Here is a 20,985-nt window from a genome sequence, read left to right as displayed (position 1 = left end):
AGATTTGATGGTACTATTCCGTATTCAACTCTGAGTTTACGCTCAATTCGAGTGCCATCAACGGGAATGCCTTGTTTCCAATCCGCTACGATTTTGCGTTTGTTGGGTGTAACAACTAGCTTTTCCGTGCGGTACTCTGTTGGCAATTCGCAAGGATTGATTAATACTTCGCAACTCGGCGGATTTTCCTTGAGTCGGATGTGACGCGAGATCCCCACAATCTCTGTGGGAATTACTCCCATTGAATGAAATTGTAGCAGGGTTTTATCCAGACTGCTGCGCCAACGTTCCAGTCGTTCAATTGCCTCAGTATGCAGTTCTACTAAATGTTTTAAGCGTGCTTTGACGGCACAAATTTCAGCATCTAGTTGATCTGCTAGTTCGGCTTGCGTGTCAGCAGCAATTTCCTGGTTTGTCTGGTTTTCCCAGATTTCTTTGAGAATAGCCTCCTCTTCTTCGGGAGTTTCAGCAGTTTCCAATTGATTCCAGAGTTCGACTGCTTGTATCGAATATCTGGCTAACAAATCTTTGGCTAAATACATTAGTTACCACCTTCCGCAACAATGAAAATACTCATCAAAAGTTTCAATGCGAGCGAGTATGTCTAGCGTTCCTGGCGTGAGTTCGTCTTCCAAACTATGAGAGTCAATGCTTTCATCGCCTACTTCCAAAATTTCCGTCTCTGGGATAAGTTCTAGGGAGTCGGATTTGAAATCCACTCTTCCCAGGAAAGAAGTATTAGTGTAGGAAATGAGTGTATTTCTTGTGTCGTCAGCTTCACATTGTTGTAGGGACACGGTTGTGTAAAACCTCGTCTATGATTTCAAATTCAACAATGCTTAATAGTGCTTTCCATTTCGCGTAGAAGCCCTTAAGCTTTCTACTTTTTTCAAAGCAGGAACCCGCTGCTTGCGAGAAGGAAGTTTTTCTTCAGATACATCTGATAATTCTTCTGAAAAGTTATCTTCGTCGCCTTCAAGATCGTCGTTAGTGAAATCAGCATCGTTATCCTCATCCGCGTCATCCACTTCGCTTTCATCTGTCTGAACTTCTGGTTCTGGCGATGCAGCAGCAGGTGAGGCAGTTGAGGTAGCGATGATGTCATAGCCGAGTTCTAGGATTAGCGATCGCACGACGCTTTCCATCTGCTGTTCCGATAACCCAGGAGTCGTTCTTTTGAGTTCCTGCCGTTTCATCAACATCCACACTTCCAGAGTTTCTTCAGGCGTTGCAGTCTTCAATGCCAATTTGATTTTTCTTGTCAGTTTTTCCCGCGTCGATTTGAGACGGTCTGTGGCAATTTTTTGTGTATTATTGGGCTGATTTGTAGGCATAAGTAGTGGCGTACCAAATTATTATTTCCACCCCACTCTCTGGGCGTTAGCCCATTTATAAGTGGATGACATCGGAAATTAGGTAGAGGAGTTTGTCATTCCTGGGCATGATGTGATACGACACGCATATTTAATAGGTTAAAGGCTGAAAATACACATAGCCTGAGCTTATAGATCGCCTACAAAAAGCATAACCATGAGCCAAATAAGAGGCTTTTACCCAGTTATTCTTCTCCCGGATTCCATTCGTCAGTTCTGCGCGGATAACCCGATAGCTATTTTGGAAGAAAGTGCTTCTTCTACAAAAAAAATGCCTTTTCCGCCGCGACCGCCAGTTTCCAATAATTCTCGTTATTCTCTGGTAATTCAACTTTGGATAGCTAGTGTTGCGGTAGTAATGTTGGTTAACTGGCTGTTTGGCATGAGTGTTATGGCTTTCTGGTCATCGCTGACCTGTTCCTCAGTGAGTGCAGTAGCGACTTTCTCTTATCTGCGGTTTGTTGATTTTCAAGTGCGCGATCGCTACAAGCAACGACTGGCTGACTACCAACAACAATTATCCAAATACGAAAGTTATCAATTGTGTCGCTTGCAGCTAAATCACAAGGAAACTGAGCAATATAATTCTCTGTTGCAGGAGCGATCTAAGCTGCTTAATAATTTCTTGAAAAAGATTGTTAAACCGCCAGCAAGTCAGGGTAAGGGAGGAGTACAGCAAGGGGTAAGTGAAAAGCAATTTTTTATTTACTTATGTCGTTATTTCTCTGGTTTTTATGACTTCTGTATGGGTGGTGAGTTTCCTATACCGGGTACATCTTTTCGTTACACCGCTGACTTCATTTTGGTTCATAAACCGACTGGTTTAGCTATAGATATCGAGATTGATGAGCCTTATGAGGGGCGAACGGGAAAGCCTCATCATTGCATAGATAGGGGTAAAGACAATCAGCGCAATCAGTTTTTTTTAGAAAAAAATTGGGTAGTGATTCGGTTTTCTGAGTTGCAAGTTGTCAAATACCCGGATTCTTGTTGTAAAGCGATCGCCCGAATTATTGCTCAAATCACGGGCGATTATAGAGGTTTAGTTCAGTTCGGAAATGTTGCTGATTTGCTTCCGCATAAGCAATGGACAGTCAAGGAAGCTATTTATATGGCTCAGACTAAATTCCGTAACTCTTACTTATAATTTACGTTTTGTGCACTGAAAGATTGGCCTTCAATCAAGTAAGCAAACTGGGCGTAAAACCTTGGTAACAGGGTTTAAACTGATTACAGGATATTCTATTAACGAGGAAGAATATCATCGAGACGAAGTTGTAAGCTCTTTAGCAGAGGAGAAATAATCGGCTGACTCAGGCGAAATTGTTGTTGGGTGTAATCTTCGCCAATCAGTTGGCAAACCGTGACCGTCGGTTGTTTGGGTTTACCGATAAAAGCCACTCCCCCTAAACCGCGATAATCAACGATCCAATACTCAGGAATCTCTAGAAAAGCGTATTCTTCAACCTTTCGGGCATAATCGGTTTCCCAGTTAGTGCTGACGACTTCTACCACCAATTTGATCGATCGCCCCAAGGTAATCACAGGTTCTCTTTCCCAGAGAGGTTCGTTAGCGAGGCCGGTTTCATCTAACACAACAATATCGGGATGGCGGGCAGTAACTGTATCTACGAAGGGACGGATTAAACAAGTGCGGGGAATGAACCAGGGTAGTTTTTCGGCTGCGATCGCAATGCCGATTTAAGTTGCCAGTTTACCACTGACGGTTTCGTGGGATCCGGTGGGTGACCTATCAATTAATTCTCCGTCAGCAAGTTCGTAGCGGGGGTTGTCACCATATTGAGCGAGGAATGTTTCAAAAGTTAGAAGTTGTTGCGCGGTGTAAGTCATGAGAAACCTCTCAAATTTTCGCTGGTTCTATTTGCCGTGTTGTTGCAGATTGGCAATTATTAACTGAATAGAATTTCTTATCCCTGCTGAGCAATCAAAGCCTCCTATAATAAAAAAACGGGTTATAACAATTTTAATTTAGAGCGCAATTCCAATTCGTCAGCCCCCGTCTTTTGATTTCTGCAACTATCAATGGATGTCTTTCTAAATTTGGGTCACTCTTAACAATTGCCATTGCCATCTCACGAGCTAAATTCAGCAAATCCTCATCATCCAGTATATTCGCCAAAGCAAATTCCGAAAGTCCCGACTGGCGATAGCCCATCACAACTCCCGGCCCGCGCAAGCGCAAATCCATCTCCGAAATAAAGAACCCGTCAGTGGATTTTTCCAACACCTCAAGACGTGCCTTGGCTTCTGCTGTTTTACTGGTATTGAGCAGCAGACAGTAAGAACGGTAAGACCCGCGACCGACGCGACCTCTTAACTGGTGCAGTTGAGCTAAACCAAAGCGATCGGCATGGTCAATCAGCATGACAGTAGCGTTTGGAACATCCACGCCCACTTCCACAACAGTCGTGGAAACCAGTATTTGGGTTTTGTTATCGCGGAATGAGTTGAGGGCTTCATCTTTTTCTGCTGATGTCATCCGACCGTGCAGCAAACCAACTCTAAATTCGGGAAAGATTTCAGTTGACAGTCGATCGTATTCTGCTACCGCTGCTCTTAAATCTAGCTTTTCCGATTCTTCGATCAGGGGAAGGATGATGTACGCTTGACGACCTCGAAGTACCTCAAGGCGGATTAAATCGTATGCTGAAGCGCTTTTATTAAGCACTTTCGTGTGAATTTTCTGACGACCGGGCGGTAACTCGTCAATCTGACTGACATCCAAATCCCCGTGCAAGGTCAGTGCTAAAGTACGCGGAATAGGAGTCGCGGTCATCGTCAGTACATGAGGTCTATTTCCCTTGTTCAGTAAATCCTGCCGCTGTTGCACCCCGAATCTGTGCTGTTCGTCGATGACTACCAGACCGAGTTTGTTGAAGTTGACCTTCTCTTGCAGAAGCGCGTGAGTTCCTACCAATAGTGAAAGTTCACCCGTCTCTAATTGGGCGTGGATTTCTCTGCGCTTGGCGGTTTTGGTAGAACCCGTCAGCAATTGAACAGAAACGCCAAGGCGTTCAAACCACGCCGCAATCTTCCTGTGATGCTGTTGGGCTAGCACTTCTGTAGGTGCCATAAGTGCCACTTGGTAGCCAGACTGGATGGCAGCGAGGATAGCAACGACAGCAACAACTGTTTTACCAGAACCGACATCCCCCTGTACCAGTCGGTTCATCGGCGTTTTGGAAGTCATGTCGTTGAGAATGTCGTTAATGACCCTACGTTGAGCTGAGGTAAGCGAGAAGGGAAGTTGAGAGTAAAATTGTTGGATTAGAGGACCAGCAGGAGTTATTTTTGTAAGAGCCGATCGCGCCAAAAGTCGGTGGCGACGCACGAGAAACGATAGCTGGAGATAGAAAAACTCATCAAATACCATGCGACGGCGGGCAGCTTCTAGTTTGGTTTCGTCTGGGGGCTGGTGGATGTTTGCGATCGCCTTCTGTAATTCCATCAAACCGTGTTGTCGTCTGAACTCCTGCGGCAGGGGGTCATTTAGCAGCTTGGCAGATTCCAAAGCTGAGGTTACTGCATCTTGGACAATTTCGTTGCTAACTCCCTTTGTCAAAGGATAAATTGGGATAATTGAATTTTTCGTATCCTTGGCTTCGTCTAGACCGATTAATCGGATTTCAGGGGAAGTTAATGTCATTCCACAATAGCGATCGGCTTTGACTATCCCAGATATAGCAACAATGCCTCCAGCAACATAGGTGGCGGCTTGCTCGTTCCTCCACTTTTTTGATTGGTAGTACGGGTGGTTGAAGAAACGCTTGCAGGCTATTTTCCCGGTTTTGTCCTTGACAATAATAGTCTGAATTGTTAGCCTAGAATTTTTAGGCGGACTGACTACTTCCTGATGTTCAATCTTACCTACAACCGTGACTGAATCGCCTACTTTCAACTGATAAATTTTTACTCGCCGATACTTGATGTAATCACGGGGAAAGTAGAGCAGTAAGTCTCGTACAGTTGCAAGACCCAGCCTTTCTAGCATTTTGTAATTGCTTGGGTGTAACCCTGGCAGATCGCAAATGGGTGAATGCAGTTTCATGATGATAGTTTGGAATTTCTCAAATTCAAATTTTTGTTAGCAAGCCATTCATAATGCTGCGCTAGCAGCCACTTCACCAATGGCAAATCGCTGAATTTAATTGAGAGATACACTGCTTTTAGTCCTTCCATTACTTCTAACAAAGCAGAGTTCCATTCTCGCTGGTTGCACAAAGATTTAGGGCGCAGTAGAGAGAAGTAAGTGACGTAGATTCATAATTTTAAGGTGGCGCTTCCACTCTTTCACAATACTGATAATAGAGTCTGAGTCACGGCTTGGACAAGCCGATTTAGAAAAAGCTCTTTTCCAAATAGCATATTGTTTGGTTTTTAGGTGGGTTGCAGCGACGGTTTTACTGCTCAAACAAGTCGAAAAGGGCGTCGTAAAAATAAGCAATTTGTTTATCCCCCAACTTTAGTCATCGTTTCCTGGTCCCATGAAAGCTGCGTAAAATACTAATAGTGAGTTTTGATTAATCCAAAATTACGCCAAAATTGCGATCGATTGCTTCATCACGATCGTTAAAACCATTTTCGTTTTCTTGCTCTTGAGATGCTAAGATTGCGTTCCACCCGGCAAAGCCTGGATTGATTCGCTTTGATTGAGGGAATGTTTCAATAATTTCTTTTGACAGTCGATCGCCGTCTCGATCTCCTTTGAAGCCGACTACTATAGTTTCTACTTCCTTAAGAAAGTCGGTTGGCAGCGAAGAAACCGCATCAATGCTTAAGTATAAAGTCGGCCTCTTATTGAAATCCGGATCTAAGGCAATTACAGACAGTAGTTCTACCGGGTTGCTGGCAATAATGGCTCTTTCAATATTGTTTTGAACCGCTATCCAGAAAACTCCCTTTTCACTGTTGTCGCCTCCTTGATATGAGCCTTCCCCATGACTGTCAATGGAAAATTTTCCATTGGCGTCTAAGGTGCAGGTTCCTCTGTACTCTCCTGCAAGAGTGCGGAGTTGGAATACAGGGCGGTTCAGGCTGTCTGCGTCTATCCATCCCCTGTCGTGTAGGAGGTCGATTAATTCGACTGGCAGACAAGCATTTTCTATTAAATTGCTTCGTACAGACTCCCAGTTAAGTGAGTCGAACCCCGATGTTTCGCGATCGTTGGGCGAGTCGGGTTTGCCTACATCTTCTGACTCAGCGATTAGAGAATCTTTGTCGGTTTCTGAGGAAGTCCCTGTGCTGCTTCCTTCTCGCTCTGGCCTGTCAATGTTAGAGTAGCTTTGCCAGTATATTGGTGAAGAATTGCTCTCGATGCTGCTGTTCCTCATTTCGCCGCAGTCATCAGCATCACTATCATTGTTCGCGTCGCTATTTGGTTTAGAGTTTTCTGTTTCCAAAATTTCGTTCAATTCTCGCTCTTGCAATGGGGGAATGGCTTCCACATTTATGTCAGTATTAGCAGAGTAAGTGACTCCTCTGTATTTTTGCAGCCCCTTGAAGGTGTAAGCTTTGCCTAAATGAGTGCCGCTAAAAGCAATATTGCCTAATTTGTAGCTAATCCCTAATTCGCCTGCGGGGGTAGGTTCTATTTTTACACTAATGCCTTGTTCAACGAGTCGGTCAATCAAAAGAGCGAGCGCGGGACTGTCAGTGGTTGCTCTATCTAGTGCTGTTTGCAGTTGTTCCCGCGTGCTGATTTCCCCCGTTCTTGCTAACCGTCGGTGTTCGCCAGTCGTGGGAGAACGGCGTTCTTTATCAAAACTGCGGGAAGCTGGTGTCAAGTCATACTTTTCTTCCAATTCTTGAATCAATTTTTCGCTGCGTAGATAGTTCCAGCTATCTGATACGCAAGTTCCTTGCTCATCCAATTTGATACGGCTGGCTGCAATGTGAATGTGGTCGTGGTCGCGGTCGGTATGGCGGATGATAGCAAACAGATTTTTATCCAGTCCCATTCCTTCTAGGTAATCTAGAGCGATCGCCCGCCATTTGGCATCAGGGATATACTCGCCATCCGGCACGCTTAAGGTCGCATGGTAAACTGGTTTTTCAACTCTAGGGTTGAGTTGTTTGGAGAACAGAAACTCAGCAGCTAATTCCTGGACATTTTCTCCTACCATATTTCCTCCAATCAGTGAAGCTCCTTCTTTGGAGAAGAGGTAATTGAGCAATGGGGTAAAAGTTTTACCGATTTTCTGCTTGCCAATCATTATTTACTAAACTTAAAACTTGTGTAGTAAAAAAGTGATGATTTGTGGATGTTTTTATTAAAAGTTTTCGCTAGGAGCTTCTAAATTTTCCTCAATATCGCTTAAATTCATTAGAAGTGGTACGTTCATTTGCTGTTGCTGTACTTGCTTGAGCAGTGCCAAAGTTTGCTCAATCAGATCCTCAAAGTTGGCTGGCTGTGTAATTTTTTCCCCCATCCATAATGCTTGTTCTGTAGCAAGGGCAATCGGTTTGAGGCGGAGGTTAAGTTCGGCTAATTTTTGGCACAAAGCTGGTTGATGTTGTTGTTTAAAAGTGTGGTATCGGAACAGACTGCTGATGCTCACCTGGAGATTTTTAGCCATTGTCTCAGCAAGTTGAAGTTCTTCTGGCGTTAGGTATACGGCTATTCTTTTGATTCGTTTGGATCTCGACATGGCTAGTTTGCTCGCTATTTGGTGTTGGGTAACGAACTTTATCCTTCGGCTGCGATCGGGTAGCGTGCGCGGAGGGCAATCGCGCCTCAGCCACTTGCCACTCGCTTGTTGCCTGGAGGGGCTTTAAGGCATGGCAACTCGAGGTCAGTCTTTCCAATGGAAAATTTTCCCTTGCCACTAGGGCTTAGACTCAGGTTTGGCTGAATTCAACAGGCGTGGGAATTTCCAATGGAAAATTTTCCATTGTCACTGTGGCCCAGAGCCAGATTTGGCTGAACTTAACAGGCGTGGGAATTTCCAATAGACATCTGGGAAAATCAATGATGCGTGCTCTTCCACTTTTGCTTGCATACGCGATCGCCCTTGTCTCTACATCTTTTTTCGAGATGTCTGTGTGAAGTACCCGATGCTGATTGCAAGCAATACAGCGCGGGGCTTCCCGTCTAATAGCTAATGGAAAATTTTCCATTGAACAGCGACAGGCTGGCAGCAGCGCTCTTTTCATAGGGGTGCTATCCCGTTAGAGAAAGCAGTTTGCACGCACCTCTGACACAGCTTGCTACCAAAAGCTCTGTCCCAGCCTAAGCCGTGAGTCCGATTTTTGTAGATGCTGGGATTCAGACAACTGGCTGAGGGAGGGGAGGTTTTAGGAGGGGTTAATAAGTAGTAAGTGCGTTTTAATCCTTGAATAGCTCTTGTTTTACAGCCTTCTTTTGAGGTGGCACGCTTGGCTTAGCGTAAGGGTTATTTCGGCACGTCCTTTCCGTACAGGGCTGTTTGTTTACCACTCTTGAAACTTCAATTAGGAAGACCTGCGATATGAGCGAAACTACTATCGAAACCATCTGGCCTCAAGCGATCGCGGCCTGCGATTACGGGGGGTCAGCTACCAAAATTCTTTACGCAGGGCCAAAGAATCAAATTCGACTGCTGTGCATGGAACCGGAGGTCGTATCTGTACCGCACGAATCAATTTTGGCTTATGGCAGAGACCAATTGGGGTCAGCCGAGCCTGAGAATACGGCTTGGGTTGCCTTTAGGAACGATTACAGGGCAGTAGGGTATTTGGCGAAAGAGAGGTTTCACGCCAATGCTGGTCTTTCGGAGCTTAAGTACGAGAGGGCGCTGCACAAAACTCTGGCTGGGATGTGGGCGATTAAGGAAAAGCTGAATTTGCCTCCGAAATTTACGGCGGCGATCGCCGTGTTGTTGCCACCGGGGGAATATGAAGACCGGGGGAGGTTCGAGCGGGTGCTGCGGGAAGCTTTAGCAGATTACCAAACTCCTACAGGTCAGATGAGCGTGGAATTGTTGGCGTTTAACTGCAAGCCAGAGGGGGGTGGCATTTACCTGATGCACAACAAGAAAGTTGGTTCTGTTTTGAAAGAGCGGGTGTGCGCGATCGCCATGATTGGCTACCGCAATGCTAGCCTGCTGGTGGTGCAACGGGGGGATGTTAGACCGGGAAAAACGAGCGATTTGGGCTTCATCCGCATGGTGGAGAGGGTGGTAGCTAGGACTTCAGGGCAGACTGCGGAGCGATTGACTCCGGCGATCGCTGCAGCGGGATCTGAGTTCAAGGCAGCTCCTTTAATGCGGTTGGCTCGCAGCACAACTAAGCAAGGGCGGGCTGAAGAAGTGCAGCAGATGATAGCAGCAATCAAAGAGGCACGACCTGAATATGCGCGGAGTCTCACCAGTTGGTTGGATGAGAATTTGCCACCGGATTGCGATGAGTTGGTGTTCTGCGGTGGGACGGCTGATTATCTCCGTAAGGAGTTAAACGAACATTACGATCGCTTTCCGATTATTTGGAATGCCGAAATTGCTATGCCACCTATTTTGGAAAAGAAAGGGTTTGAAAATCGGCTCAATGATGTCTATGGGATGTTTTCGTATTTCAAGGCAAATTTGAAAAAGCAGTTCAATTCTCAGGTCACAGAATCCGCTGTTTGTGGGTCAAAAAGTTCCGTTTTACAGGAGATAGTTGGTCGTGGCTAAGGAAAAAGAAAGGGTTGATTTTTTGTGGCGCTATCAGCCTTTAAAATCTACTGATGATGGAGTTTTGATGTCCTATATTAAAGGCAATTTATTGCTGCCTTCGAGAGAAATGATTCTCCAATCTCTGCGACCTTACTGGCTGCCGCTAGCATATCTGGAAAAAGAGAATATCGATCCAGTTATTTTAGGGCGGTTATTTAGAAATGCCGTCTATGCTCTGGAAAAGCACGCTCTCTATTTGCGCGAGCGAGGCGGGATTGAATATCCTCCTACTAATATAGGGGGAATGCCTATTTCCCAAATACCATTTTCGCGAGAAGTACCTGCTGGCATTGAGGAGGCAGACCGTTCTCTGCTTTACGGTGTGGAAAGCTTGACGCCTCCTAACCATTCCACCCGTAGCGGATTGACTGCGGATGACTTCTTTGAATTAGAGGGTGGCGAGGATTTCGATGATTCAGGATTTGCATGAATGAGTTTCAATTATTGAGCGGAATTTGACCCTAATCACCTCTGAGAATACAAGTATGCTAGTCATTGAATTGGTGAATTTGCAAATTTATATTTTAGGCAAGTTTTTCTTGCTGATTGGGCAGTTAGTAGCTATAAAAATAAAGCAAAAATAACTGTATTTGTGTTAGAAAATGAACCTGAAATAGGAAAGTGGGACATGGCAAGTAGAAGTAGAAACTCGAAATATCAAGTGCAACTAACAGATTCTGTGGTTAAACAGGTAGATGAAGGAGGAGACTCAGCTATGGATACAGCGATAGAAAACTCGAATGGTTTCAAAGAGTGCGGGTTAGAGAAGGTTGAAAAACCGGCTACTAAAATTCATCTGATTGATGGAGAGAAAGGCGGAGTTGGCAAGAGCTTATTTGCTAGGGTTTTGATTCAGTATTTCTTGGACAAGAATTTACCATTTTTTGCCGTAGATACCGATCGCTCTAATCCTGATGTATCTCGAATCTATGAGAGCGTATGCCGTGAAGCTCTGTTTAGCGAGGACGAGAAGAAGTTTTACGAAGCGGATCGGATTTTTGAATTGGCGTTTGAGAAGAGCGTAATTGTCAATTTACCGGCTCAAGTTTATCCTTTGGTAACTAAGTGGATGGGAAGAAACAATTTAATTGAGTTGGGGAAGCAGTCTCGCATTAGTTTTTGCAAGTGGTTTATTTGTACGGGGGGCTACGATAGCGTGCAGCTCTTTTTGAAGTCAGTTAAGCATTTTGACAATAAGATTACTCACGTCCTCGTCCGCAATTTGGGATTGGAGGATGATTGGAGTTCTGTGGAAGAGATGGAGGAGGTGCAGAATGCGATTAAAAAGTATGAGGTCAAGGTGATTGATTTTCCTAAGTTTTATTCGCGGGAAAGGAATGCGATAGATGCTCGGGGGATAACTTTTGATTTGGCAAGGAATAGCCAGGAACTCGGGGTGCTGGGCCGACAGCGGATTAAGTCGTTTATGTTGTCAGCTTATGAGGCGTTTGAAACTACGGGGATGTTGCCGTGAGTTATGGTGCTGTTGATACTAAATCTTTGCTTGATATTGCTTTAGAGGGGCAATCGGAGGAGTACAGGCGCAAAGTTTTGGAGTTGGCTTTTAAGGGGAAAATTGAGCCAACTGACCCGATTTTTCTGATTTTGTTGGCTGCTGGCCGATTGGAAGTGCTGCTTCAAGAGAGTCCAAAACCAGAGGATTTTGAGTTAGCGTTCGATCGGTGGGTGGGGCGGATTAACAAGACTTTGGCGAGTTACGAACGGGTGGCGGTAGAGAAGCAAGAGGGACAAATTGCTGAGGCTGTTAATTCTCTGGTGCGTCAGACGGAGTTGACTCGGTGGAGGACATCGGCTCTTGCTTTGATACCGGCTGCGGGTATCCTGTTGGTGGCGTTAGGTGCTGGTGCTGTGATGGGGTGGATGGGTTTACTTTGGTCGCAAGGAGGGTTTGCACCGGGGGAAGCAGTTTCTTTAACTCAGGAGCAGGCGGAGACTTTGCGGTGGGCAACGAGTGCTGAGGGGAAGTTTGCTCGGAATTTGATGAGGTGGAATTCGGATAGTCTTACTGATCTGGAATGTAAAAAGGATGTCAAGCGTCTGGGGGTGACTTTGGAAGTGGCGGGAAGGCCAGCTATTTCGGGATTCTGTACAATTTGGGTAGAATCGCCAGAGTATCGTAAATTTAAGGATTGAACACTGGTGTGACTTTACCCAGAAGTTAGCTAACTTTTCCAAGTCCTACTGATGATTATTTCGTTCATCTTGCTGCTGACGTGTATAGTATTTCTTCCTGTAATTACCATTTTACTGCTAGTTTGGTATGCTTCAAGTTTTAAAGCTCGTAAAAAAGATCGTTTGAAAATATCCGGGTAGTATGCACAGTAATGGTTTAATATTAAATCCACATAAATTTGCGAGGTAAAAGTATGGAATGTCCTAATTGTCAAAGCGATTTTTTTATTAAAAATGGAAAGACTTATTACGGGAAACAGCGATTTAAATGTAAAAATTGTAGTCGTCAGTTTATTGAAAATTATCAATATAAGCAGATTTCACTCCTATACTAAAGCCTTAATTGAGCGGCTGATTTTAGAAAAAATTTCTTGAGCCGGAATTGCTAGAGCTACGGGGGTCTCCATTCGATGGCTTCAGAATTATGTAAATAAAAAGTATGCCGAAATAATTTCCTAAGAAATTTGGGTAATGAAAAAACCGAAAGGTCAGTTGACTTTACAGCTAGATGAAATGTGGTCATTTGTCAAAAACAAGCGAAAAAAGCAATGGCTCTGGATAGCTTTAGATCAAAAGACCCGTGAAATTGTTGGACTTTATATTGGAGACCGCTCAAAAAAGTCTGCGTCCAAGCTCTGGCAATCTTTACCTCCTGTCTATAGACAATGTGCTGTTTGTTATACTGATTTTTGGGAATCTTATTCATAAGTGCTAAGCTGTTTCGCATTTAAATTGTGATAACAGCATTTCCTTTGTTTTTAAGTTTTCGTCCCCATTTGATGACCAATTCTCCTTCATTTAAAAGCTTATGCAACAAAAACTCTAATTCTTCAACTGATTTAAAAAGTCGATTAGCAATATATTCTTTGGCTGAATGCCATACCAATTCAATTAAGTTATAGTCGGGGCTATATTCAGGTAAATATTCCAGATGAATATTAGGCATTTCTGTTTTTATTATCTGGATATAGTCTTGTTTCTTGTGAAAGCTGGCATTATCTAATACAATCACTATTTGACATCCTTTTTCTGTAAAATCTTCCCGATTGTTTCCCGCTTCTACCCATTCACTTATTAAATCTTGATAAAATAGTTTCAAGACTTTATAGAAACTATTAGAGTTACTTTTACTGAGAAACTCAACAAATCTTTTTTTGTCTGAATACCTGATTGCTCCCATGGCATTCACTCTTCCTTTTCTTCTATCTCCCCTCACTTTTTTGCGATGTCCTTTTTTGCCCCAAGTCTTTCTCCTAATCACCCTTAAACTAAATCCACTTTCGTCCCAAAACCATACCTGAAGGCGAGTAGGACTTTCTTTTTCTATTCTTAAATATTCCTCTAGTTTCTCTTTAAAAGCTTTTCTTTTTTCTGGATCTTGTTTGTGCTCTAGGCTATATTTTGACCACAGGTAAACGTACTTTTTTTTTGAAATAATTCTCCAGACTTGTGAGCCACTTAACTTAATTCCAGTCACTTCTTCTAAATAAGTAGCCAATCTTTTAGCTGACCATCGACCAAATTCATATCCTAGCTCTTGAGGAGATTTGTCAATTGTTTCTAGTAATATCTCTATGTATTTTTCTGTGGCTTTGTGATGGTTTCCTTTCATCTTCTCATCTTTAAGACTCTCTAAATTATCTGGATCGCCATGCACACACCAGAAACAGATTTTGTTGGGCGAACACCCGATAAATTTAGCAATTTCTTTTTGCGTTTTTCCATCATTGAGCAATAGTAAGATTAAGATTCTCTCTCTAATTTCTCCATTTTCTTCTTGTTTTAATGTTTGTTGAAGCTTTTTGACTTGCTCTGCATTTAGATGATTTTTTGCTGGCATACTTCTGGCTTTTCTGTGACTTGTGATTTATTATTATACCAGTTTAAATGCGAAACAGCTTACCTTTTAAAAGACATCAAGCTGTAGGTAAAGAATCGGGAAAAACCAGTCATATTGAAAGACTTAATAATACTTTACGGCAGGGAATTTCTCGTTTAGTTCGTAAAACCTTGCCTTTCTCAAAAAAACTGCAAAACCATATTGGAGCAATTTTTAACTTTGTACATCACTATAATTCTTGCATAAGAAAACGATATCATTACTCTGCATGACTACCCCATAGTTTACTCATGATTTATCGCCAAGGAGTTTTGCTATCAGCCACCAGTAGTTAGCTGATAGCAAAATGTTTAGAAATCAAGCATTTGAAACAAAAATCTGTTTCTCTGCTTCAGAAACAAAAAATGCGAGTATAACTATTCCACCTTTACCCAAAAATCAGCCGTGACAATTTGACCATTACGATTGAACTGCCCCCAAAGCTTATATTTTCCTGTTTGGGGGAAACTGGTCATAAAGTGAACCTCTCCTGCTGGAGTATCTTTCAAGGCATGAGCATGAATATAGTCGGCTTTTGTCAACGGTGATGACTGCTTGAGGATAACTAAGTGTCCTTTTTCGCCTAAATAGGGCTGTAAATCCTTCAGCGGTTGGTTGCTACTAGCATCTTGCAAATTGAAAATTAAGTTAACTCCTTGTCCTGCTTTTATTTGAGGTTGAGAAAACGTGAGGTTAGCCTTAGTATTTCCCAAAGTTTGGGTGGTAGCCATGTCAACTTTTGACAGAGCTAAAGCTTGACCCGGAACTTGCATTTTTAAGACAGAAACTTGTTCTGATTTTTCGGCTGGTTTGTAATCACTGAACAGCGTGTAACCACCTGAGCCGGGAAAATCACTTTGAACTTCAAAGCGTCCATTTCCTTTATAGGTGGGGTGAATATGATTGAAATATTGGAGGTCATCGCTAACGACAATCAGGTGCATTAATTGTTCTTGGAATTTATCAAAATCAGCAATAGACTTTCCCTCTTTGTTTTGGACTTCAATTACCAAAGGTACGGGAGTTTTGGGCGCGATATTGGAGGGAACTGTCAGCTTAGCGATAGCATTCGCAGGTTCGGCATCTGAATATCCCGAATGACCACCATCATGATGTTGTTCTCCAGCGTCATGGGTTTTGGAATCCTCCATATTATGACCCTCATGAAGATTTTTATTAGCTCCTGATGTCTGGACATTATCCATTACATGACCCTCGTGAGAACTGGTATTTGCCACTTGTGAGGCAGAAGAAGTTGATGTTTCGCCAGATTTCGTGCTTGAGGGTGAGAAGCAACCTTGAGCTAGGATGAGAGTTGAAGTAATAGCAATTGCAGTTAAAAATGGCTTCATTGTTTTCTCCAGTTAGTAAACTTGAGGTTGTCGATTTATCAGGGGTTCAGACTTTGCTGTTCTCGTTTGGAGTTTTTAGTTAAGGGCATTCTTGTAAATGAATCCTCTAAACTACTGATAAACTCCAGAGTTAAGATGAATATTTAGGATTGGCGGCTAGCCAAAAGCTAACCGCTGGCAGGAAAAAAAACTAAAAGGTTTACACGGATGGATAGCCAGCCGCAGCTATTGCTTCTTTGATTGCTGTTTCGGAGGCTTGAGTTTCTATGCTGACAAGTTTGGTTTTTGGATTGGCTTGAACCGAGGCAGTAGAATCAAGCGTTTGAATAACTTTGGTGATAGCATTCACGCAAGCAGAACAAGCCAGTTTAGGAACAGTTAGTTGCAGTACCATAGCCTTCAGTTTCTAATCGATGGTGATTGATGGGTGAACTTTGTTGAGTAAATCAATCGTGAACTTACTCAACCTACTAATAACAGCTTAAATTCTCTATTCGACTGGAGAGTCAAGGGGGTAGCGAAAAAATATTGACAAATTTTTTCAGAATAAATCGACATATAAGTAGGTAGGCAGGAAAAATTATCTTTATGTAACGAAAGATTAAGTGTGGTGATTGGATTTAAATTTAACACGTTGGGTACGGTAGTTTTTTCTTTCTCCTCTATCTAACTTCTACTCCCTGAATTACGGCGTAGGCAAGCTCTAGCTCATTGTCAAATATTTGCCCTGCTAATTCATCTTTTTTAATGTGTTGCAACTCTAATATTTAGGCAGCAAGAAAATATATAAACCCTGATTTTCCCACTTTGACAATAACTGTTGGACTTGCCTTAATCAGTGTATGGGGCCGTTGTCTTGAGTGATATTATTTTTTGATAAAAAACCAGTGTGTCAACTTCTATAACCTCCGTTGACACACCGATCGAAACAATTAAGTTATAGAAGAATTTACTTTTTTTGAATCAGAGGACAAATGATGGAATCAACCTTTTCTAGTAAGGTGGGCGCACCTGAAAGTAATCCTTCCAACTCTAGTTTGAGGATAAGTAGTTGCTGAATTTGTAGATCGATAGCGAGCAGTTTATCTTGCAACTGGACTTTGATGTGTTCACAAGGCAACTCTCCCCCATCGTGAACCGTCAATAATTCTTGAATCTCGGCTAAACTTAATCCCAAAGTTTGGGCGCGTTTAATAAAGCTTAGCCGAGTCAAAATATCAGAATTAAATAATCTATATTTCCCCTCGGTTCTGCCTGATGCCTTGATTAAACCGAGTTCCTCATAGTAGCGAATGGTTTTAATCGGTACGCCGCTTTCCTTCGCAACTAAACCAATGAGTTTTTGCTTTTCTTGAACTAACATACTGATTTCCTCTACTGAATCCAACTCTAAGCTTATGATAAACTATCCAGTGGGATGGAGAGTCAAGAGGGGCTAGACATTTTTTTGAATGACTGAGTGGCGATCGCCTGAATGTCGCAACTTTGGGTAGCAGTAGGCGTTTGGACAAACCATTCGAGCGATCGCACTTGGTTGACGGTCAGTTATTTAAGGCCTGAGCAGCCATTTCATCTGGGTCAGAGACGTTAGTGGCTTGCACTTCTATGGTACCGCGAAACATATTCATGCCACAACTAAAAGTGTGTTGTCCTACGTCTTCGGGAGTGAATTCAATGGTTGTTACTTGATTCAAAGACAAATCGGTAGCAATGCCAAAATCGGGAATCAGCACTTTCGCTAAACAAGCACTAGAAGTTTCACGTAAAAAGTGGAGTTGAACGGGTTTACCTGCTTTAACTACCAGATGATTGGGCGTGTAGCCTTTGTTAACAATGATAGTCACTTTCTGGAGGCCCTGGTCAACAGTTGGATTGATTTGCATAGCTTCAGCGTCAATTATTGTTTCAGGCTGATGTGTTGACATGGATGAATTGAACTGAGATTCTGTTAGTGTTTGAGGTTCCTCGAACCCCGTTGATTCAAGTTGTTGGTCTTCGGCAGCGATAATTTCGCCTCGAAACATATTCATGCCACAGCTAAAGACATAACTGCCAGCTTTTTTAGGTGTGAATTCAACAGAGGTTACTTGATTCAGATGCAAATCTGCTGCAATATGAAAATCTGGAATTAAGACTTGTTCCAAACAACTGCTAGGATCTTGGCGGTGAAAGTTAAGACGCACTGGTTGTCCAGCTTGCACAACAATGCGGCTGGGTTCATAACCACCATCAACGGTGACGGTTACTTCTTGAATTCCTCCACTGGCTGTAACTGCTTTCTGAGATTTGGGTTTGCTAAGGAGAAACCACCAAAGTTCTAAACTAATCAATCCGAGTCCAGCCAAAGTAACTAAAATCTTGTTACTTAAGGGTTGTTCAATGCGATGAAACTGACTTCTTTGCTGTGTTTGAGTTGGGTGTGTTTCATGGGTATTTTGCGCTATTCCTTCACCCGATAACATTCCTAGTACAACCCCGAGACTAGCAATAGTACCGATAATTGTTGTTTTGCCGCTCATTTAAAAACCTCCTAAAAAATACACAAGATTATGGGAGTAAGAGCGGGTTTTGAACAAAGGTATTTAGTAAATTTCCTTCGTGATTGACAAAACCCGTGCTATCGTTCGATGTTTCATTCATCAGAGTGCAAAAATAGGCTACGTTAACACTCCAAAAATTGAACCGGAAATTACCCCAAGCAGAAACCCAAATCCTGCTAATGTCCCTAGAAATGTAAGTTGCTTGTTCATCATTATTTCCTCTTAAGCACGAATCAAATTAGCCAACATTTTTGGGTCGAAAGTTACGGAGACGCAACGCATTTGTTACTACAGAAACGGAACTAAATGCCATTGCTGCCCCGGCAATAATTGGATTGAGGAGCCATCCAAAAATCGGGAAAAGAATTCCGGCGGCGATGGGAATGCCTGCCACATTGTAGACAAAGGCAAAAAACAGATTTTGTTTGATGTTTTGGATCGTAGCGCGAGACAGTTGGATGGCAGTAACAATGCCTTGTAAGTCACCAGAAATTAGAGTGATATCGCTAGCTGCGATCGCGACATCTGTTCCTGTGCCAATTGCCATGCCTACGTCAGCTTGAGCAAGTGCAGGTGCATCATTGATTCCATCCCCCACCATTGCGACAATTTTTCCCTCTGCCTGAAGATTTTCGATTTGAGCGACTTTTTGATCGGGACGAACTTCTGCAATAACTCGTTTGATGCCGACTTCCTGCGCTATGACTTCTGCCGTGCGACGGTTATCACCTGTTAGCATTACCACTTCTAATCCCATCTTTTGTAAAGTGCGAATTGCGACAACAGAAGATGGTTTCACGGCATCGGCAATGCCCATAATTCCTTCTACTTTGCCATTTATGGCAATCCAGATAACCGTCTTACCGAGATATTCCAATCGATCCCACGGTTGCTGCAAACTACTGGTATCAATTCCCAATTCATTCATCCAACGATGAGTTCCAATTTGCACCCATTCATTGGATACATACCCTTGCACACCACTACCTGCGTGAGCCTCGAACTCCCGTGAATCCGTCAACTCCACTCCTTGAGATTGGGCATATTGCACCACGGCTTCTGCCAGAGGATGTTCTGAATTCCGTTCGACGGATGCAGCGAGGCGCAGAAGTTTTAGCTCGTTACCATTGGCGGTACCATTAATCGTTATAAACTCCGTTACAGTGGGTTTACCTTGGGTAATCGTGCCTGTTTTGTCTAAAACAACAGTTTGCAGTTTGTGCGCTAGTTCTAAACTATCTGCACCTTTAATCAAAATTCCGTTTTCTGCCCCTTTACCTGTACCCACCATGATCGAGGTTGGCGTGGCTAAGCCAAGCGCACAGGGACAAGCAATAATCAGCACGCCCACGGTGGTAATCAATGCCATTGTGACGTTGCCCATGATGTTGTACCAGATGATGAAGGTAGCGATCGCAATGGCAATCACAACAGGGACAAACCATCCCGTAACGCGATCGGCTAATCGCTGAATCGGTGCCTTGGAGCCTTGCGCTTGCTGCACCAGTTTAACGATTTGCGCCAAAAACGTATCTTTACCCACTCGTGTGGCTCGGAATTTGAAGCTTCCAGTCTTGTTGATAGTCGCTCCAATCACTTCATCACCAGGCTGCTTTTTCACGGGTACACTTTCACCCGTCACCATTGCCTCATCAATCGTTGAGGAGCCATCAATAATCTCGCCATCCACGGGAATCTTTTCACCCGGACGAACTAGAATGACATCTTCCAACACTACCTCAGCGATGGGAATGTCCACCTCTCGTCCATTACGAATTACCCGCGCCGTTTTTGCCTGCAAACCCATAAGAGAACGAATTGCTTCTGAGGTTTGTCCCTTAGCGCGGTTTTCCAACAGTCGTCCTAGCAAGAGCAATGCAACAATTACAGATGCCGCTTCAAAGTACACATCTGGTTTAAGACCCTGACTGATAAACCACTGGGGAGAGAAGGTGGGAAATAGAGAATAGAGGTAAGCTGCCCCTGTCCCGATCGCTACTAGCGTATCCATTGTCGCCGTATGACGCTTCAAGGCTTTCCAGGCATTGATGTAGAAAGACCTACCGGCCCAAAACAATACTGGAGTAGTGAGTACAAGTTGTAGCCAGTGATGGTGCAGCCACATGGGAATGAAGGGAATAGGCAATCCCGTCATTGCAGGCAGGGAGCCAATCACGATAACGGCGCTGATAATACCGCTAACCCACACCTTGCGGGTCAAGTCCTGATTTTCACTTTGCCGCGCCTGCCGTTCTGCATCATCTTCTGGGGCAAGTACATCATCTTGCATCGGCAGAGCAGAATATCCAGCCGCATCCACGGCATCCTGAATCGCTGCTACATCAGTTTGGCTGGGATTATATGTAACGCTGGCTTGTTCAGCTCCAAAATTAACATTGCACGTCTCAACTCCCGGAACTGAGCGGATTGCCTCTTCGATGTTACTTGCACAAGAGGCACAACTCATGCCTCGCAGTTTCATAGTGGCGTTTTCCATACAAAACCTCCTTATTTTCATCCTTAATATGGGTCTGAGAAATCTTTAGTGACAGGTAACGGAATAACCTGCCGCTGTAATTGCCTTTGTAATGGCGGCTTCAGATGCTTGAGTTTGGATATTGACCAGTTTGGTTTTGGGATCTGCCTGAACATTTGCGGCGGCATCTACTGTCTTGATGGCTTTGGTAATGGTTTCGCCACAAGCTGAACACGCCATGTTAGGGACTTTTAGCTGTAGTGTCATGGTTGTATTTTTCCTTTCCTTTGAGGGGTTAATCCTATCTTGCAGTATCCAGTCCACTGGAGTGTCAAGGGGGAATGAAAAGAAATTTTTGAGAACCTCTAAAAAGGAGAAATCAACACCCTGGACACCATGATCTGCTGTCTCTTGAATCCCTAGGGCGTGTTTTCAAAGTCGGTGTATCCTAGATTGGGGCG

At 43.5% G+C, this 20,985-nt stretch carries 21 protein-coding genes and 2 pseudogenes; 8 read left to right on the top strand and 15 right to left on the bottom strand.

The features are described from left to right. From QT974_RS11535 to QT974_RS11525, 3 genes are all read right to left on the bottom strand, one after another. Window positions 1-542 (bottom strand): siphovirus Gp157 family protein (locus QT974_RS11535; protein WP_333468617.1); only part of this gene is annotated, 542 nt, incomplete at its 3' end. A gap of 3 nt (window positions 543-545) precedes the next feature. Further along, window positions 546-797 (bottom strand): hypothetical protein, encoded by a 252-nt coding sequence (locus QT974_RS11530; RefSeq protein WP_333468616.1) that lies wholly within the window; start codon window positions 795-797, stop codon window positions 546-548. Window positions 798-839: 42 nt separating this feature from the next. Further along, entirely contained in the window at window positions 840-1,334 is a 495-nt protein-coding gene (locus QT974_RS11525) for a hypothetical protein (protein WP_333176504.1), read from the bottom strand. A gap of 196 nt (window positions 1,335-1,530) precedes the next feature. On the opposite strand from QT974_RS11525, the gene QT974_RS11520 reads away from it, so the two are divergent. After that, window positions 1,531-2,520 carry a hypothetical protein gene (locus QT974_RS11520; RefSeq protein WP_333468615.1) on the top strand — a complete coding sequence of 330 codons (990 nt, stop codon included), beginning with the start codon at window positions 1,531-1,533 and terminating at the stop codon, window positions 2,518-2,520. A 98-nt stretch (window positions 2,521-2,618) separates the two neighbouring features. On the opposite strand, the pseudogene QT974_RS11515 reads toward QT974_RS11520, so the two are convergent. From QT974_RS11515 to QT974_RS11490, 5 genes and pseudogenes are all read right to left on the bottom strand, one after another. Further along, window positions 2,619-3,224, bottom strand: a pseudogene (locus QT974_RS11515) (Uma2 family endonuclease). A gap of 133 nt (window positions 3,225-3,357) precedes the next feature. Continuing rightward, on the bottom strand, window positions 3,358-5,442 hold the full coding sequence (gene recG, locus QT974_RS11505; protein WP_333468613.1) for an ATP-dependent DNA helicase RecG: 2,085 nt from the start codon (window positions 5,440-5,442) through the stop codon (window positions 3,358-3,360). Between the two features lie 472 nt (window positions 5,443-5,914). Further along, window positions 5,915-7,606 (bottom strand): relaxase/mobilization nuclease domain-containing protein, encoded by a 1,692-nt coding sequence (locus QT974_RS11500; RefSeq protein ID WP_333468612.1) that lies wholly within the window; start codon window positions 7,604-7,606, stop codon window positions 5,915-5,917. Between the two features lie 57 nt (window positions 7,607-7,663). Beyond that, the gene (locus QT974_RS11495; RefSeq protein WP_015211765.1) at window positions 7,664-8,041 is read right to left on the bottom strand and encodes a hypothetical protein; all 378 of its coding nucleotides are present in this window, start codon (window positions 8,039-8,041) and stop codon (window positions 7,664-7,666) included. A 190-nt stretch (window positions 8,042-8,231) separates the two neighbouring features. Then, window positions 8,232-8,546 (bottom strand): hypothetical protein, encoded by a 315-nt coding sequence (locus QT974_RS11490; RefSeq protein WP_333468611.1) that lies wholly within the window; start codon window positions 8,544-8,546, stop codon window positions 8,232-8,234. A 314-nt stretch (window positions 8,547-8,860) separates the two neighbouring features. Here QT974_RS11490 and QT974_RS11485 point away from each other — a divergent pair, with 314 nt between their 5' ends. From QT974_RS11485 to QT974_RS11465, 6 genes are all read left to right on the top strand, one after another. Then, the gene (locus QT974_RS11485) at window positions 8,861-10,042 is read left to right on the top strand and encodes a ParM/StbA family protein (protein ID WP_333468610.1); all 1,182 of its coding nucleotides are present in this window, start codon (window positions 8,861-8,863) and stop codon (window positions 10,040-10,042) included. Continuing rightward, on the top strand, window positions 10,035-10,514 hold the full coding sequence (locus QT974_RS11480) for a hypothetical protein (protein ID WP_333468609.1): 480 nt from the start codon (window positions 10,035-10,037) through the stop codon (window positions 10,512-10,514). The genes QT974_RS11485 and QT974_RS11480 overlap by 8 nt, the downstream gene beginning before the upstream one ends. A gap of 162 nt (window positions 10,515-10,676) precedes the next feature. Beyond that, complete coding sequence (locus QT974_RS11475; protein ID WP_333468608.1) at window positions 10,677-11,558, top strand: mobilization protein; 882 nt, start codon at window positions 10,677-10,679, stop codon at window positions 11,556-11,558. After that, a complete protein-coding gene (locus QT974_RS11470; RefSeq protein ID WP_333468607.1) occupies window positions 11,555-12,238 on the top strand; it encodes a DUF6753 family protein in 684 nt (227 codons plus the stop codon). The genes QT974_RS11475 and QT974_RS11470 overlap by 4 nt, the downstream gene beginning before the upstream one ends. Before the next feature lie 233 nt (window positions 12,239-12,471). Continuing rightward, window positions 12,472-12,612, top strand: a complete 141-nt coding sequence (locus tag QT974_RS34760) for an IS1/IS1595 family N-terminal zinc-binding domain-containing protein (protein ID WP_442933171.1) — start codon at window positions 12,472-12,474, stop codon at window positions 12,610-12,612. A gap of 136 nt (window positions 12,613-12,748) precedes the next feature. After that, a complete protein-coding gene (locus QT974_RS11465; protein WP_333468606.1) occupies window positions 12,749-12,985 on the top strand; it encodes an IS1 family transposase in 237 nt (78 codons plus the stop codon). Window positions 12,986-13,004: 19 nt separating this feature from the next. Here QT974_RS11465 and QT974_RS11460 read toward each other — a convergent pair whose 3' ends face one another. Next, window positions 13,005-14,117 (bottom strand): IS630 family transposase, encoded by a 1,113-nt coding sequence (locus tag QT974_RS11460; protein ID WP_333468605.1) that lies wholly within the window; start codon window positions 14,115-14,117, stop codon window positions 13,005-13,007. A 62-nt stretch (window positions 14,118-14,179) separates the two neighbouring features. Here QT974_RS11460 and QT974_RS11455 point away from each other — a divergent pair. Continuing rightward, window positions 14,180-14,389: pseudogene (locus tag QT974_RS11455) on the top strand (IS1 family transposase); the annotation flags it as partial. Between the two features lie 144 nt (window positions 14,390-14,533). Here QT974_RS11455 and QT974_RS11450 read toward each other — a convergent pair. The 6 genes from QT974_RS11450 to QT974_RS11425 form a co-directional block, all read right to left on the bottom strand. After that, a complete protein-coding gene (locus tag QT974_RS11450; protein ID WP_333468604.1) occupies window positions 14,534-15,508 on the bottom strand; it encodes a hypothetical protein in 975 nt (324 codons plus the stop codon). Window positions 15,509-15,707: 199 nt separating this feature from the next. Continuing rightward, on the bottom strand, window positions 15,708-15,902 hold the full coding sequence (locus QT974_RS11445; protein WP_015211780.1) for a heavy-metal-associated domain-containing protein: 195 nt from the start codon (window positions 15,900-15,902) through the stop codon (window positions 15,708-15,710). A gap of 555 nt (window positions 15,903-16,457) precedes the next feature. Then, window positions 16,458-16,871 (bottom strand): heavy metal-responsive transcriptional regulator, encoded by a 414-nt coding sequence (locus tag QT974_RS11440; protein ID WP_333468603.1) that lies wholly within the window; start codon window positions 16,869-16,871, stop codon window positions 16,458-16,460. A 178-nt stretch (window positions 16,872-17,049) separates the two neighbouring features. Next, on the bottom strand, window positions 17,050-18,027 hold the full coding sequence (locus QT974_RS11435) for a cupredoxin domain-containing protein (protein WP_333468602.1): 978 nt from the start codon (window positions 18,025-18,027) through the stop codon (window positions 17,050-17,052). Window positions 18,028-18,286: 259 nt separating this feature from the next. After that, complete coding sequence (locus QT974_RS11430; protein WP_333468601.1) at window positions 18,287-20,545, bottom strand: heavy metal translocating P-type ATPase; 2,259 nt, start codon at window positions 20,543-20,545, stop codon at window positions 18,287-18,289. Window positions 20,546-20,590: 45 nt separating this feature from the next. Continuing rightward, on the bottom strand, window positions 20,591-20,791 hold the full coding sequence (locus QT974_RS11425; protein WP_333468600.1) for a heavy-metal-associated domain-containing protein: 201 nt from the start codon (window positions 20,789-20,791) through the stop codon (window positions 20,591-20,593). Window positions 20,792-20,985 lie beyond the last annotated feature (194 nt).

Source organism: Microcoleus sp. BM001215392 (genome assembly GCF_036700185.1).
Classification (GTDB): Bacteria; Cyanobacteriota; Cyanobacteriia; order Cyanobacteriales; family Microcoleaceae; genus Microcoleus.
Note: the sequence above shows the minus strand (reverse complement) of the source record. Positions and strands in the feature narration are given on the sequence as shown.